14 protein-coding genes are annotated in these 13,190 nt (G+C 70.7%); 7 read left to right on the forward strand and 7 right to left on the reverse strand.

Annotated elements, in window-relative coordinates; all coding sequences use genetic code 11:
- Nucleotides 1-250 precede the first annotated feature (250 nt).
- Genes Q0812_RS09235 through flgF form a run of 5 tightly spaced genes read right to left on the reverse strand, consistent with a single transcriptional unit; the run spans nt 251 to nt 3,782 of the window.
- Nucleotides 251-763 (reverse strand): VOC family protein, encoded by a 513-nt coding sequence (locus Q0812_RS09235; protein WP_302110037.1) that lies wholly within the window; start codon nt 761-763, stop codon nt 251-253.
- A 9-nt stretch (nt 764-772) separates the two neighbouring features.
- Nucleotides 773-1,492, reverse strand: coding sequence for a flagellar basal body L-ring protein FlgH (gene flgH / locus Q0812_RS09240; RefSeq protein ID WP_302110038.1), 720 nt, complete (start codon nt 1,490-1,492; stop codon nt 773-775).
- Nucleotides 1,493-1,503: 11 nt separating this feature from the next.
- Nucleotides 1,504-2,244: a flagellar basal body P-ring formation chaperone FlgA gene (flgA, locus tag Q0812_RS09245; protein WP_302110039.1), complete on the reverse strand. Its 741-nt coding sequence runs from the start codon at nt 2,242-2,244 to the stop codon at nt 1,504-1,506.
- On the reverse strand, nt 2,244-3,032 hold the full coding sequence (flgG, locus tag Q0812_RS09250; protein WP_302110040.1) for a flagellar basal-body rod protein FlgG: 789 nt from the start codon (nt 3,030-3,032) through the stop codon (nt 2,244-2,246). Before flgG ends, flgA begins: the two co-directional genes overlap by 1 nt.
- Before the next feature lie 18 nt (nt 3,033-3,050).
- Nucleotides 3,051-3,782, reverse strand: a complete 732-nt coding sequence (flgF, locus tag Q0812_RS09255; RefSeq protein WP_302110041.1) for a flagellar basal-body rod protein FlgF — start codon at nt 3,780-3,782, stop codon at nt 3,051-3,053.
- 202 nt (nt 3,783-3,984) lie between these two features.
- On the opposite strand from flgF, the gene Q0812_RS09260 reads away from it, so the two are divergent.
- From Q0812_RS09260 to Q0812_RS09280, 5 genes are read left to right on the forward strand one after another with little or no spacing between them, the layout of a single operon-like run.
- Complete coding sequence (locus Q0812_RS09260; RefSeq protein ID WP_302110125.1) at nt 3,985-4,641, forward strand: flagellar basal body-associated FliL family protein; 657 nt, start codon at nt 3,985-3,987, stop codon at nt 4,639-4,641.
- Nucleotides 4,641-5,711, forward strand: a complete 1,071-nt coding sequence (fliM, locus tag Q0812_RS09265; RefSeq protein WP_425281560.1) for a flagellar motor switch protein FliM — start codon at nt 4,641-4,643, stop codon at nt 5,709-5,711. Before Q0812_RS09260 ends, fliM begins: the two co-directional genes overlap by 1 nt.
- Nucleotides 5,708-6,244 carry a DUF6468 domain-containing protein gene (locus tag Q0812_RS09270; protein ID WP_302110042.1) on the forward strand — a complete coding sequence of 179 codons (537 nt, stop codon included), beginning with the start codon at nt 5,708-5,710 and terminating at the stop codon, nt 6,242-6,244. Before fliM ends, Q0812_RS09270 begins: the two co-directional genes overlap by 4 nt.
- 15 nt (nt 6,245-6,259) lie before the next feature.
- Nucleotides 6,260-7,216 (forward strand): hypothetical protein, encoded by a 957-nt coding sequence (locus tag Q0812_RS09275; protein WP_302110043.1) that lies wholly within the window; start codon nt 6,260-6,262, stop codon nt 7,214-7,216.
- 48 nt (nt 7,217-7,264) lie between these two features.
- The gene (locus Q0812_RS09280; protein ID WP_302110044.1) at nt 7,265-10,111 is read left to right on the forward strand and encodes a hypothetical protein; all 2,847 of its coding nucleotides are present in this window, start codon (nt 7,265-7,267) and stop codon (nt 10,109-10,111) included.
- A gap of 150 nt (nt 10,112-10,261) precedes the next feature.
- Here Q0812_RS09280 and ychF read toward each other — a convergent pair whose 3' ends face one another.
- Nucleotides 10,262-11,359, reverse strand: coding sequence for a redox-regulated ATPase YchF (ychF, locus tag Q0812_RS09285; RefSeq protein WP_302110045.1), 1,098 nt, complete (start codon nt 11,357-11,359; stop codon nt 10,262-10,264).
- 138 nt (nt 11,360-11,497) lie between these two features.
- On the opposite strand from ychF, the gene Q0812_RS09290 reads away from it, so the two are divergent.
- Nucleotides 11,498-11,881 carry a hypothetical protein gene (locus Q0812_RS09290; protein ID WP_302110046.1) on the forward strand — a complete coding sequence of 128 codons (384 nt, stop codon included), beginning with the start codon at nt 11,498-11,500 and terminating at the stop codon, nt 11,879-11,881.
- Nucleotides 11,878-12,414 carry a TetR/AcrR family transcriptional regulator gene (locus tag Q0812_RS09295; protein WP_302110047.1) on the forward strand — a complete coding sequence of 179 codons (537 nt, stop codon included), beginning with the start codon at nt 11,878-11,880 and terminating at the stop codon, nt 12,412-12,414. The genes Q0812_RS09290 and Q0812_RS09295 overlap by 4 nt, the downstream gene beginning before the upstream one ends.
- On the opposite strand, the gene Q0812_RS09300 is transcribed toward Q0812_RS09295, so the two are convergent.
- Nucleotides 12,411-13,169 carry an SIMPL domain-containing protein gene (locus tag Q0812_RS09300; RefSeq protein ID WP_341923564.1) on the reverse strand — a complete coding sequence of 253 codons (759 nt, stop codon included), beginning with the start codon at nt 13,167-13,169 and terminating at the stop codon, nt 12,411-12,413. The genes Q0812_RS09295 and Q0812_RS09300 overlap by 4 nt on opposite strands.
- Between the last annotated feature and the right edge of the window lie 21 nt (nt 13,170-13,190).

A 13,190-nucleotide genomic window follows, 5' to 3' on the forward strand; every position in this document is an offset into this window, starting at 1 on the left:
GAACCCGGTACCACCATCAAAGAGACCACCGGGCGAAGGCCCGGCGCTCCGCCGCCTCTCCACCCTAACTCCGCAGCCACGGCGCGGGGCGCCGGCCCCTGTCTCCTCCCCATCTCGGATGGGGAGGGGGACCACCCGCAGGGTGGTGGAGGGGTGGGACGCCCCATACCCCTCCGTCTGCTCGCCAGCGGCTCGCAGCCACCTCCCCACTGCTCACGCGGCAGGGAGGAGACAGAAACCCGACGCCGCCTCAACTTACCGGCGGCTGGCTGCTGACCACCTGGATATAGTTGCCTTCGTTGTCGCGGATCACGGCGTTGGCGCGCTGCTCCCGCGTGGCCGGGAAGGGGCCGATGGCGATGTCCGCGCCGCGCTCGCGCAGGCGGGCGATCACGCCGTCAAAGTCATCGACGATGATCCCGCCCTTGAAGACCCCATGCACCCAGATGGGCCCCTGGCGCTCGCGTCCGCCGGGGATCAGGTCGCGCAAGGGGCGGGCGCTGTCGTCCTGGATCAGCTCGACCATCAGGCCGTCGCCCTCCATCAGCCGCATGGTGACGCCGTTCCGGGTGGGCGGGCTCATGGCCAGGCTGAGGCCGAACACATCGCGCCACCAGGCCACGCTGGCCTCCACGTCCGCCACCTGCAGGGCGAAGAAGGATCCGCGCACCTGGACGGGCGACGTGGATTCGTCCGCCCGGGCGACTGCGGCGGGGGCCAGGGCGAGGGCGGCGGCCAGGACGAGGGAATGAAGCGGCTTCATCCCCTCACCCTAGAACGGGCTGAAGCGCTCGGCGATGGACTGGGCGGCCGGGGCGGCCTGGATGCGGCTGACGTCGCCCCGCCCGCCGTAGCTGATGCGCGCCTCGGCGATCTGGGTGTGATCGATGGTGTTGGCGCTCGAAATGTCCTCGGGCCGCACGATGCCGGCCACGGTCAGCTCGCGCACCTCGCGGTTGGTGCGCACCTCCTGCCGGCCCTGAATGACCAGGTTGCCGTTGGGCAGGACGGCGGTGACGATGGCCGCCACGGTCAGGTTGACCCGCTCGGACCGGGCGATGCTGCCCGACCCGGACGAGGTGGAGCCGCCGCTGGTCGAAACCATGGTGGCCGGATCGAATCCGCCGGGGAACAGGCGGCCCAGCGTGTTCTCCAGTCCGAAGAAGTTGGTCACGCCCGCGTTCATCTCGTTGGAGCGGTCGCGGGTGGTGGAGTTCTGCACCTGGGCGCGGTCGTCGATGTCGATGTTCACGGTCAGGATGTCGCCCACCTCGCCGGCGCGCGGATCCTTGAAGAACGAGCGGGCTCCGGCCCGCCACAGGCTGTTGGCGCTGGCCGGCTGCGGGCGCGGGTGGACGATCTGCTGCTCAACCGGGGTCAGGGCGGAGGGATAGGCCATGGGGGCCAGCTCGGGTCCACGCACGGCCTCGACGGCGGTGGAGCAGGCTCCCAGCATCAGGGCGGCGGCGCAGGGAAGGAGGATGTTACGCATACGTCCGGTTCCTAGTTGAAGCCGCGCGCGACGGCGGCCTGGGCTGCGGGGCCGACCACGGCGCGCCCGGGGGCGGCGGCCACGGCCTGAATGGTGCGGTCGGACTGGGTGTTGAGCACGCGGATGCGCTCGCCCACCGCGCCGTCCTGGAGCGCGCGGGCCTGGAGCGTCAGGGTGACGCCGCCGGTCTCGAAGGCGACCTCGATCATCTCGCCCCGGCGCACGACGACCGGGGACGACAGGTCCGCGGCGCGCACCGCCGCGCCGGAACGCAGGGGCCGCCGGGCCGACTGGCCGATGACGCGCTCCGGATCGTCGGCGCCGTCGGCGGGAGCCTGGTGAGCCTGGACGGCGGTGAAGACCACGTCCTGCGGCTGGATGATTTCGCCGGCCGGAATGTTGCGGGCATAGGTCAGGATGTCGACCGTGGCCGTGCGGCTGGCGCTCGCGACGGTGGTGGAGACTGCGGTTTCGGCTCCGGCGCTCACCAGCACGGTGCGGAAACCCTGGGGGTTGGACCAGCTCAGGCCGTGGCGGCGCGCCAGCAGCTGCAGCTGGGCGGCGTCCAGCACCGCCGTCTCGCCGGTGCGGGTGGCGGCCAGCACGCCCGAGGCGGCGCCCGCGCCGTCGAACAGCTCGCCCAGCGTAATGCGTCCGTCCCCGTCGGTGGGGCTGGCGCGCAGTTGGACCGGCCCCGCCAGGGCGGGAGCGGCGAAGGCCAGGGCGGCCAGGGCGGCGATCAGGGCACGCATCACGATTTCACCTGGGCGGTGACGGACAGCATCTCGTCGGCGGTGGAGATGACCTTGGAGTTCATCTCATAGGCGCGCTGGGCCACGATCAGGGCCGTGATCTCGCTGACCGCGTCCACGTTGGAGGCCTCGGTATAGCCCTGCATCAGGGTGCCGTAGCCCACGTCGCCAGGGGTTCCGGTGGCCGGCTCGCCCGAGGCGGCGGTCTGCAGGAACAGGTTGTCGCCGATGGCTTCCAGCCCGCCCTCGTTGAAGAAGATGGACAGCTCCAGCTGACCGACGATCTGGGGCTCGGTTTGCCCCGCCGTGACCACCTGGACCTGGCCGTCGGCCGAGACGATCACGTCGCGGGCGTCCTGGGGGATGCTGATTTCGGGCTGGACCACATAGCCGTCGTCGGTGACCAGCTGGCCCTCGCCGTTGACGGCGAAGTTGCCGGCGCGGGTGAAGGCCGTCTCGCCCGACGGCATCAGCACCTGGAAGTAGCCGCGGCCGTCGATGGCCATGTCGTAGCGGTTGCCGGTCTGGGTGGGGGCGCCCTGCTCGGTGATGCGGTAGACGCCGCCGGCGCGTACGCCCGAGCCGATCTGGATGCCCGTCGGCACCACGGTGCCCTGGGCCGAGGACTGGGCCCCCATGCGCTCCACGTTCTGGTACAGCATGTCCTGGAACTCGGCGCGCTGACGCTTGAAGCCCACCGTGTTCATGTTGGCGATGTTGTTGGAGATGACCTCCACGTTCAGCTGCTGGGCCGACATGCCCGTGGCTGCGGTGCGAAGCGCGCGCATGGCTCTTCAGCCTCCCTTCTAGCTCACCCGGCCCAGCCGCTCGACCGAGCGGCGGGACAGGTCGGTGTTCTGTTCGATCAGGCGGGTGATCCGCTCGTAGGCGCGCTGGATCTCGACCAGTTCGGTGATCTCGGTCAGCACGTTGACGTTGGAGCCCTCCAGGTAACCCTGACGGATGCGGGCGCCTTCGGCGGCCTCGGGCTGGGCGTTGGAGGTGTTGCGGAAGAAGCCGTCCCCCTCCTTGGCGAGCACGCCCAGGTCCGGGAAACGGTAGAGGCCGATCTGGCCCACGGCCTGGCCCTCCTGGGTGATGGTGCCGTCGGCGGCGATGGACGGCGCGCCGCGCTGGCGGTCCAGCGTGATCTCGGCCCCGCCGGCGTCCAGCACGGGCAGCCCCTGGGCGGTGGTCAGGCGGCCCTGGTCATCAACGGTGAAGGCCCCGGCCCGCGTGAAGCGGTCGCCCTCGACCTGGAAGAAAGCGTCGGCGCCCTCGATGGCCAGGTCGTAGGGGTTCTGGGTGGCGCGCAACTGGCCCTGAGCGAAGTCGCGCCCGACGCCGTTGTCCATGACAAAGGTCGCCGAATGGCGCACGCCGTCGTTCTCGGCCCCCCGGCCGGGCGTGGCCGAGACCAGCAGCTGCTCGACCTTGAAGCCGGTCGTCTCGGCGTTGGCGATGTTGTTCGCAACGATATCGAGCTGGCGGCGCAGGGTGATCTGACGGGACAGGCCGATATAGGCGGCGTTTTCCACGGGTGGGCTCCTTGACGCCTGGAACGGTGCAAGGGGCGGGCCACATGGTTAACGCAAGGCCTGTAAGGCTTTCCGAGCTGAAACTCGTGGCCGGCGCGGTCGGAAAGCGTCTCCGGATCGGCAGAATCTGCCGGGCTTGAAACGCCTCGTTAACCAAACCTGCCGATTCCTGAAGGCGTCGAATTCCAACCTGCGCCGGTCCATGCTCAAGCTGTTCAAGAAAAAGGCGAAGGACGCTCCGGCCGAGGCCGAGGCGGCGCCCGCACCCGCCGAGGGTGCGGAGGGCGCAGATGAGGCGCCCCAGAAAAAGAAGCTCCCGCTTCTCGTCATCATCGGCGCGGCCGTCGTCCTGCTGGGCGGCGGGGGCGGCGGCGCAGCCTTTTTTCTCTTGAAGCCCAAGCCTGCCGAGGCGGCGCACGGCGAAGAGGCGTCCGGCGATCATGGCGGCGGCGGCCACGACACCAAGAAAAAGAAAAAGGGTGGCGGCGGCCATGGCGAGGCCAGCGGCGGCGACGGCGACCCTTCTCTGGGCCTGGTGCGCGAAGGGCCTGACGGCGTCACCTTCTACACCCTGCCCGACATGGTGGTGAACATTCAGTCCGACGATGGTCGCCCGGCCCTTCTGAAGCTGAAGCTCACGCTTGAGATGCACGACGCCGACCTGGCCCATCAGCTTCAGGCCGAGGCGCCCCGGATGCAGGACATGTTCCAGAGCTTCCTGCGCGAGCTGCGCCCGGCGGATCTGGCCGGATCGGCCGGCAGCTTCGCGCTGCGTCAGGAAATACTGCGCCGGGTCAATCTGATCGCCGCGCCGGGCCGGGTGGACGCCGTGCTGATCGAAGAGATGTTGGTGCAGTAATGACCGACGCCGCGCTCGCCGAGATGGACCCGCTGGCGACGCACGACGAGGCGGCCGCCGACATGCCCGAGGCGCGGGGCCCGGCAGAGCGCATCCTGAACCAGGAGGAGATCGACAGCCTTCTGGGTTTCGACCTTTCGGACGATGAGGACGCCGATCGCACCGGCATCCGGGCCATCATCAACTCGGCGCTGGTGTCCTACGAGCGTCTGCCGATGCTGGAAATCGTCTTCGACCGCCTGGTGCGGTTGATGACGACTAGCTTGCGCAACTTCACCTCCGACAACGTCGAGGTGAGCCTGGACAACATCTCGTCGATCCGGTTCGGCGACTACCTGAACTCGATCCCGCTGCCGGCCATCCTGGCGGTCTTTCGGGCCGAGGAGTTGGACAACTACGGCCTGCTGGCGGTGGATTCCAACCTGATCTACTCGATCGTGGACGTCCTGCTGGGCGGGCGCCGCGGCACCGCGGCCCTGCGCATCGAGGGCCGGCCCTACACCACGATCGAACGGGTCCTGGTCCAGCGCATGGTCGAGGTGGTCTTGAACGACGCCCGCGCCGCCTTCGAGCCCCTGACGCCGGTGCATTTCAACCTCGACCGCCTGGAGACCAATCCTCGCTTCGCGGCCATCGCGCGTCCCGCCAATGCGGCGATCCTGGTCAAGCTGCGTATCGACATGGAGGATCGGGGCGGGCGCATTGAGCTGTTGCTGCCCTACGCCACGCTGGAGCCCATCCGGAAGATGCTCCTGCAGCAGTTCATGGGGGAGAAGTTCGGCCGCGACAACATCTGGGAAGGGCACCTGGCCACGGAGCTCTGGACGACCCAGCTGGAGGTGCGCGCCGTGCTGGACGAGCATCAGGTCCCGCTGGGGCAGGTGCTGAACCTGAAGGTGGGCGACACCCTGATGTTGAACGCGGGGCCCGATAGCCCCGTCGCCCTGCGTTGCGGACCGGTGAACCTGACCCAAGGCCGGATGGGACGTCGAGGCCAGCATATCGCCCTCAAGGTCGAGCAGCCGCCCAGCGCCCAGGCCGTGCAGCGCGCCGCCAGGGGGGAAAGATGAGCCAGGTCGGATTGCTTCTGGACGGCGTGCTGATCCTGTTGCTGGTCATGGCGCTGGTTTATGGAATGAAGCTGGAAAAGAAGCTCAAGGCGCTGCGCGACGGCCAGACCGGCTTCGCAAAGGCCGTGGCGGAGTTGAACGGCGCCGCGATCCGGGCCGAGCAGGGTCTGGGCGCTCTGCGGCAGGCGGCCGCCGAGACCGAAGAGCTGCACGGCCGCGTCACCGCCGCGCGCGTGCTGAAGGTGGAGCTGGAGACCCTGATCGCGCGGGCCGAGCGCCTTGGTGTGCAGCCGCGCCCCGCCGCGAGCCAACCGTCACCCCGGCCAGCCCCTCGCCCTGAAGCGGCAGGGCAGACTCCGGCCGAGACCGCCGCGCCCGCGCCTGGCCTCGACCGCGCCACCATCCTGCAGGCCCTGGCCAATGCGCGCGAGGTGCAGACCCGCTTCGAGGCGGGCGAGCGCACTCCCCCGTCGCGCCCTCGTCCCCCTGCCGACGAAGACCTGTTCGAGGCGCCCGCCCGGCGCGCTCTGTGACCTGAGTAGAGCCCCATGAGCCGCATCCCCCGCATCCTTCCCCTCGTCGCCGTCGCCATCGGCGGCGTGGTGGCCGTACGCGCCATCGGGGCCGGGCCGGACCTGTTTCAGGGCGCGCGCGCCTTCGCCGCCGAGGTGACCGCCGAAGCCCAGGGGGAGGCGGCCCCCGCCGAGGCGTCGAGCCGTCCAGCGCCCGGCGTCTGCGCCGTGAGCCCCGAGGAGCTGGCGCGCCAAGCGGGGTTGTCGCCCGCCGAGCTGCGTGTTCTGCAGAGCCTGTCCGAAAGGCGCGGCCAACTGGACGCCCGCGACGCCGACTTCGCCACCCAGCTGCCTTTGCTGGCCGCGGCCGAACAGAAGCTGGACGAGCGCATCAACACACTCAACGGCCTCAAGGGCGAACTGCAGGCGCTCCTGGGACAGGCCGACGCGCGCCAGCAGGAGGAGACCAACCGCCTGGTGCAGGTCTATTCCGCCATGCGGCCCCGCGAGGCGGCTCGCGTAATGGCCACGCTCGATGACGAGGTGCGCCTGCCGGTGGCGGCGGCGATGCGGCCCCGCTCTCTGGCGGCCATCATGGCGCAGATGGAACCCGCCGCGGCGCGCGAGCTCACCGAAAAGCTGGCCCGCCGCTTCGAGTCCCAGCAGCTGCGCGCGCGCACCCAGGCCGCGACCGATGGTGCGCCCCGGACCAGCAGCGAGGCGGCGGTTCAGGCCGCCAATGATCCCGCCAGGGCTGAGGCGCCGACTCAACCCGAGGCGCAGCCTGCCGCGGCACAGCCGCAAGCGCAGCGCCCGCGACCCCGCCCTGCGGCGCAGAATCGCTCGGGCGCCCAGAACCGCAACCGGCCCGCACAGGCCGCGCAGCGCCCGGCCGCCCAACAGCCGTCCCTGCCCAGCGCGCCCCAGCCCTACCAGCCGTCTCAAGGGGCGGCGCAGGGGCAGCAGAACAGCCCGCGCCAGACCGTCGAATAGACGCTTCGTTAACCGCGCCTCAACCGCAGCGGAAGAAGGTGCGGCCTGATGGGGAACCCGCGCCGCCAGCGACTTCTGAACGCCGGCCTCGCCGTGCTGACGGCAGGCTCGGTCGGCGCTGCGCCGATGCTGGCCATGGCCGTCCCATCCGAGGCCCCCGTGCGCGCCCTCGACCCGGTCGAGGTGCGCGTCGGCCGCAATACCGAATTCACACGGGTGGAGTTCGCGGGGGTGATCGGCCAGCGCGCGCGCATCCGCCAGGAGGGCCGCGAGGCCATTATCCGGCTGGGCATGACCGCCGCGCCTGACATATCGCAGCTGCGGGTCAACCCGCCGCCGGGCGTGACGGGGGTCGAGGTGCGGCCGGCGGACCGCGGCGTCGAGATCGTCCTGACCCTGGCCGAGGGCGCGTCGATCGTCTCGGGCCACGCCGACGGGGCGGCCTTTCTGAACATCCGGCCGAACGGTGCAGCCGCAGCTCCAGCGCCCGCGGCGGCGCAGGGGACCGTGGCCGTGGCGGGCCAGGTGGAGAACGGCCGCCTGACCCTGACCTTCCCATTCAGCCAGGCGACGCCCGCGGCGGTGGTCCGGCGCGGCCCGGCCGTGTGGATCGTCTTCGCCGCGCCGCTCCGCCTGGATCTCAGCCGGGCGCGGGATCTGGGGCCGGCCACCGGTCTGCAGTGGACGGCGGGTCCCTCCCACACCGCCGTGCGCCTGTCGGCGCCGGACGACATCGCCTTCTCCGCTCGCGCCGACGGCGACCGTTGGATCATCACCCTGGGTGGAGCGCCGGTTCCGCCCGAGGGCCAGGTGACCCTGTCCCGCGACGATCAATCCGGCCCCACCGCCCTGGTGGCCGCCGTGGCGGGCGCGGCCCAGCCGGTCTGGCTGAGCGACCCGGCGGTGGGCGACCGCTTCCTCGTCACGCCTGCCCTTGGCCCGGCCAAGGGTTGGGGGCAGTCCCGCCGTCTCATCGACCTGACCCTGCTGGAGAGCGCCCAGGGCCTGGGCCTCGCGCCCATCGCCTCGGACCTGAGCGTGGCCGTCGAGGGCGACCTGGTGCGCATGTCCCGGCCGGGAGGCCTGACCCTGTCGCCGCCCGCAGCCGGCGAGGACGCCGCCATCGCCGCCCTGGAGCTGCCCCAGGCGGCGCCCAGCCCGGCCCTTGTCCTTGAGCGGTGGGCCTCGACGGGCGAGGCCGACTACTCGGCGCGCCGTCGGCAGCTGGAGGACATGGCCGCCCAGGAGGGCCTCGAGGGGCCCAGCGCCCCCAGCCGCGCCCGTCTGGGCCTGGCGCGCTTCCTGATGGGTAACGAGCTGGCCTATGAGACCATCGGCGTCATCAACCAGATGGCCGCCGAGAACGAAGCCCGCCTGGCCGATCCCGAGGCGCGCGGCCTGCGCGGCGCGGCGCGGGCCATGGTCGGCCGCTATGGCGAGGCCCTTGCGGACTTCTCCGTGGGCGCCCTGGCCAGTGACCCGTCGGCCTCGGCCTGGCGGGGCTACATCGCCGCTCAGCAGCAGGAGTGGGACGAGGCGCGCCGTCAGTTCACGCAAGCCGCGCCCGCCATCGACGCTTTCCCGCCCAAGTGGCGCGCCCGCTTCGGCGCCGCCCACGCCCTGGCGGCGATGAAGACCGGAGACCTTGAGGCCGCCGAGGCGCTGATCCGCTACGCCCTGTCCCAGCACATCGACGCCGAGGAGCAGTTGAAGGTGCGGCTGATCCAGGCCGAGCTGTTCGAGCTGCGCGGCGACAAGACGCGCGCCGTGCGCGTCTTCGAGGCCGTGGGCCGCGCGCCCCTGGACGACCTGGCCACCGAGGCCCGCATGAACGCGGCCCGCATCAAGCTGGACAGCGGCCAGATCACCACGGCCCAGGCCATTGAGGTGCTGGAGCCCTTGCGCTGGCGCTGGCGCGGCGACGCCACCGAGCTGAAGCTGATCCGCACCCTGGGCGGCATCTACCTGAGCCAGGGCCGCTATCGCGAGGCGCTGGAGGTGCTGCGCGGCGCGGGCGACCGGCTGGCTCGCCTGCCCGAGGCGACCGAACTGCAGGCCGACCTGTCCGCCGCCTTTCGCGCCCTGTTCCTGGAAGGCCGGGCCGACGGACTTCAGCCGATCCAGGCGGTGGCCCTGTTCTACGACTTCCGTGACCTGACGCCCGTGGGGGCCGAGGGGGACGACATGGTTCGCCGCCTGGCACGGCGGCTGGTGGACGTGGACCTGCTGGATCAGGCGGCCGAGCTGCTGGACTATCAGGTCAACAACCGGCTGGAGGGCGTGGCCAAGGCGTCGGTGGCCACGGACCTGGCGCGCATTCACCTGATGAACCGCAAGCCGGAGCAGGCGCTGCAGGCCATCTGGAACTCGCGCACCACCCTTCTGCCCACCGCCATGCAATCCGAACGCCGCGTGGTCGAGGCGCGGGCCCTGGCCGCGCTGGGCCGCCACGAACACGCCCTGGAGGTGCTGGGCAATGACCAGTCGCCCGAGGCCCTGCTGGTGCGCGGCGAGGCGGCCTGGCGCCAGCAGGCCTGGGCACAGGCCGGGCCGATCTATGAACGTCGCCTCGGCGAGCGTTGGCGCGACGCCGAAACGCCCCTGACGCCAGAGGAGGAAAGCTGGCTGGTGCGGGCCGGCGTGGCCTATTCCCTGGCCAATGACGGCGCGGCTCTCACAAGGCTGTCGGGCCGGTTCGCGGGCTTCACCGAGCGGGCGCGGGCGCCTGACGCTGTCCGCATCGCTCTGGCCGGGCCGGAGGCCGCCGCTGAGGATCTGGCGGCCGTCACCCGCGTTGCGGCCTCGGCCGAAACCTTCGCCGGGTGGGTGGCGGCGGAGAAGCAGCGCTTCCGCCAGCGGACCGGTGGAGCCGCTCCCGCACGCGCAGCGGCCTGACGGGGCCCTGGCCGCGAACGCCCTTTCAACCGCATGTCAGCCTGGCGGGCCGGAAGCGCGTCAAGTGCACGCCGGCGATCGCCTCATACGCCCTGGCCGCAGCGCTGCGTTCTCGCCCCCACCCAACCCCGTCGAGGGGGAGGGCTATTGTCACGTATTGAACAGGAAGTGCATCACGTCGCCGTCCTTGACGACGTAGGCCTTGCCTTCAGCCCGCAGCTTTCCGGCCTCGCGCGCCCTGGCCTCGCCGTTCAGCGAGACGTAGTCGTCGTAGGCAATGGTTTCAGCGCGGATGAAGCCCTTCTCGAAGTCCGTATGGATGACGCCCGCCGCCTGGGGCGCGGTGGCGCCCACGGGAATAGTCCAGGCCCGGGCCTCCTTGGGGCCCACGGTGAAGTAGGTCTGAAGGCCGAGCAGGGTATAGGCGGAGCGGATCAGGCGGTTCAGGCCCGGCTCGGTCAGGCCCAGCGTCTCCAGAAACTCGGCCTGCTCGGCCTCGTCCAGGGTGGCGATCTCGGACTCGATCTGGGCCGAGATGACGACCGTCTCGGCGCCGTCGGCCTTGGCGCGCGTGGCCACCTGGGCGGACAGGTCGTTCCCTTCGGCGGCTGACCCTTCATCGACGTTGGCGACGTAAAGGGCCGGCAGAGCGGTCAGGAGCTGCAGCATGTCCCAGGCCTTGCGGTCTTCCTTGGACACCTCAGCCAGGCGCGCGGGCTTGCCGGCGCGCAGCAGGTCCAGCGCCGCGCTCATCAGCTTGAATTGCCCCTGGGCCTCCTTGTCGCCGCCCTTGGCGCGCTTCTCGACCTGGACGATGCGGCGCTCCAGGCTGTCGAGGTCAGCCAGCATCAGCTCGGTCTCGATGATCTCGAGGTCGGCGATGGGGTCGATGCGGTTCTCGACGTGGGTGATGTCGTCATTGACGAAGCAGCGCGCCACGAAGGCGATGGCGTCGCAGTCCCGGATGTTGGCCAGGAACTGATTGCCCAGCCCTTCGCCCTTGGAGGCGCCGCGCACCAGGCCGGCGATATCCACGAAGGTGATCCGCGAGGGGATGATCTCCTTCGAGCCCGCGATCTTCGCCAGCACTTCCAGGCGCGGTTCGGGCACGGCCACGTCGCCGGTGTTCGGCTCGATCGTGCAGAAGGGGAAGTTGGCCGCCTGGGCCGCCGCCGTCTTGGTGAGCGCATTGAACAGGGTGGACTTGCCGACATTGGGCAAGCCGACGATCGCGACTTTCAGGGCCATGGACGCCTAGGAGGTGATGGGGCCGCGCCCGCTGCGCGGCGGCGGCGCGCTGCCTAGCACAGGCGGGCCGGGCCGCCAAACGCTTGCGTCCCACGCCGAATGGTAGCACAAACCATACGAACTGGTATGGAGATCGCCATGAACGTCTGGTTCGTCGCGGCGGCGGTCGTGGCCGCAGTCGCTTTGGGAGTACATCTGTTCCTGGGTTCGCGGCTGGTGGTCCGGCCGCTGCTGGAGGCGGCGGGACTGGATCGTGTGCCCCGCTGGCTGAACTTCATGACCTGGCACATGGTCAGCATGAGCCTGGCCTTCACGGCGGGCGGCTACGGCTGGGCCGCCTGGCGCAAGGATGGCGCGGTGCTGGCGCTTTTCCTGACCTTCCAGGCCGTCGGCTTCCTGGCGGTGGCGCTCTATGCGGCGGGGCGGGGCAGGCTGCCTGCGTGGCGGCTGCCCCCGGTGATCCTGTTCGCCGTCATTACGATCCTGGCCGTGCTTGGCCTCGCTCTTCCGGCAACGCCATGAGCCGCTTCACGCGCGCGGCCTGGCTGGATCTAGGTCTGGAGCGGCTGAGGGACGAGGGGCCAGAAGCCCTGACCATCGAGCGGATGTGTCAGGCGGCGGGCCGGACCAAGGGCTCCTTCTACCACCACTTCGGATCGGCCACGGAATTCCTGGCCGCCGTGATCGGCCGCTGGCGCGAGCGGGCCACGGACCGGATCGCGGAGGCCGCCCTGGCGGCGCGCACACCCGAGCTGGCGCTACGGACCCTCGGCAAGCTGACGGGCCGCATGGATCACCGGCTGGACGTGGCCGTGCGCCGGGCCGCGATCGGTCAGCCGGCCCTTGAGACCGAGGTCGAGGCGGCGGACCAGCGCCGAGAGGCCGTGCTGGCCCAGCTGATGGCCTCGGCCTACGTCCTGGATGAAGCCCGGGCGCGGGCGGCGGCGCGGCTGTTTCACTCGGTCCACCTGGCCGGGCAGTTGCGCGCGCCTGACGACGTGGAGGCCTTCACGCGGGAAGCCTATGGGGCGCTGCTGAGGTGGGTAGCGGTCTAGCGGGGGCGGATAGCGAAGACTGCTGTCACCGTCGCTTCCACCGCCACAGGCGGAACAGCCGCCTGCAGCTCAACGGTCGGGCGGGTGATTCGAGACCCGGTCACCATGATTGCCGCCGCTTGAGGCTGATCTTCCGGGTCTTCGAGCTGAACGTCCGCATCCTGCAATCGAATGATCTCGCCGAGCTGCATGCCTGACGCCTGCGCCATGGCCTCGGCCTGGCGTCGGGCGTCTGCATAGGCGGCCTGAAGAGCGGCGGCGTAGGCGGCCCGATGATCCGCCAGCCGGCCGGTTCTGAAGGAAGCTGACGACGCGCCCAGCTCAGAGGCGAGGGAGGCTGCGGCTCCGATCCTTTCGGCGGGTGAGATATCCGCCCAGACCGTCATTGTGGCGATATAGCCCGTAGGCGCGCAGGCGCCGGTGGCCCGGCGTCCGCCGTAACGTCCGTCATTGCACTGCGGGTCATAGGCCGGCTGGACATCCGCCTGCCGCGACGTCACGCCTGCGCGCGCGCCCTGGAGCCTGGAGACGCCGTCGATGACCCGGGACCGCGTTTCCTCCAGCTGCCGCAATGCGCTTATCCTATCGTCGCCCTCTCCCCTCAGCTCGATGACCAGGGTTGCGTAGTCGGCGGGAAGGGACACGGCGGCCTCGCCCCTCACGGCGATGAAAGGTTCCCGGGGCGGCTCCGCTCTGGCGAATGCGGGGCCGGACATAAGGCCAAGGCAGGCCGCAAGGATCACCGCGCGCATCATTTACCCTCCCAGGTTGCAGGG

It is taken from the genome of Peiella sedimenti, assembly GCF_030504955.1.
Classification (GTDB): Bacteria; Pseudomonadota; Alphaproteobacteria; order Caulobacterales; family Caulobacteraceae; genus Brevundimonas; species Brevundimonas sedimenti.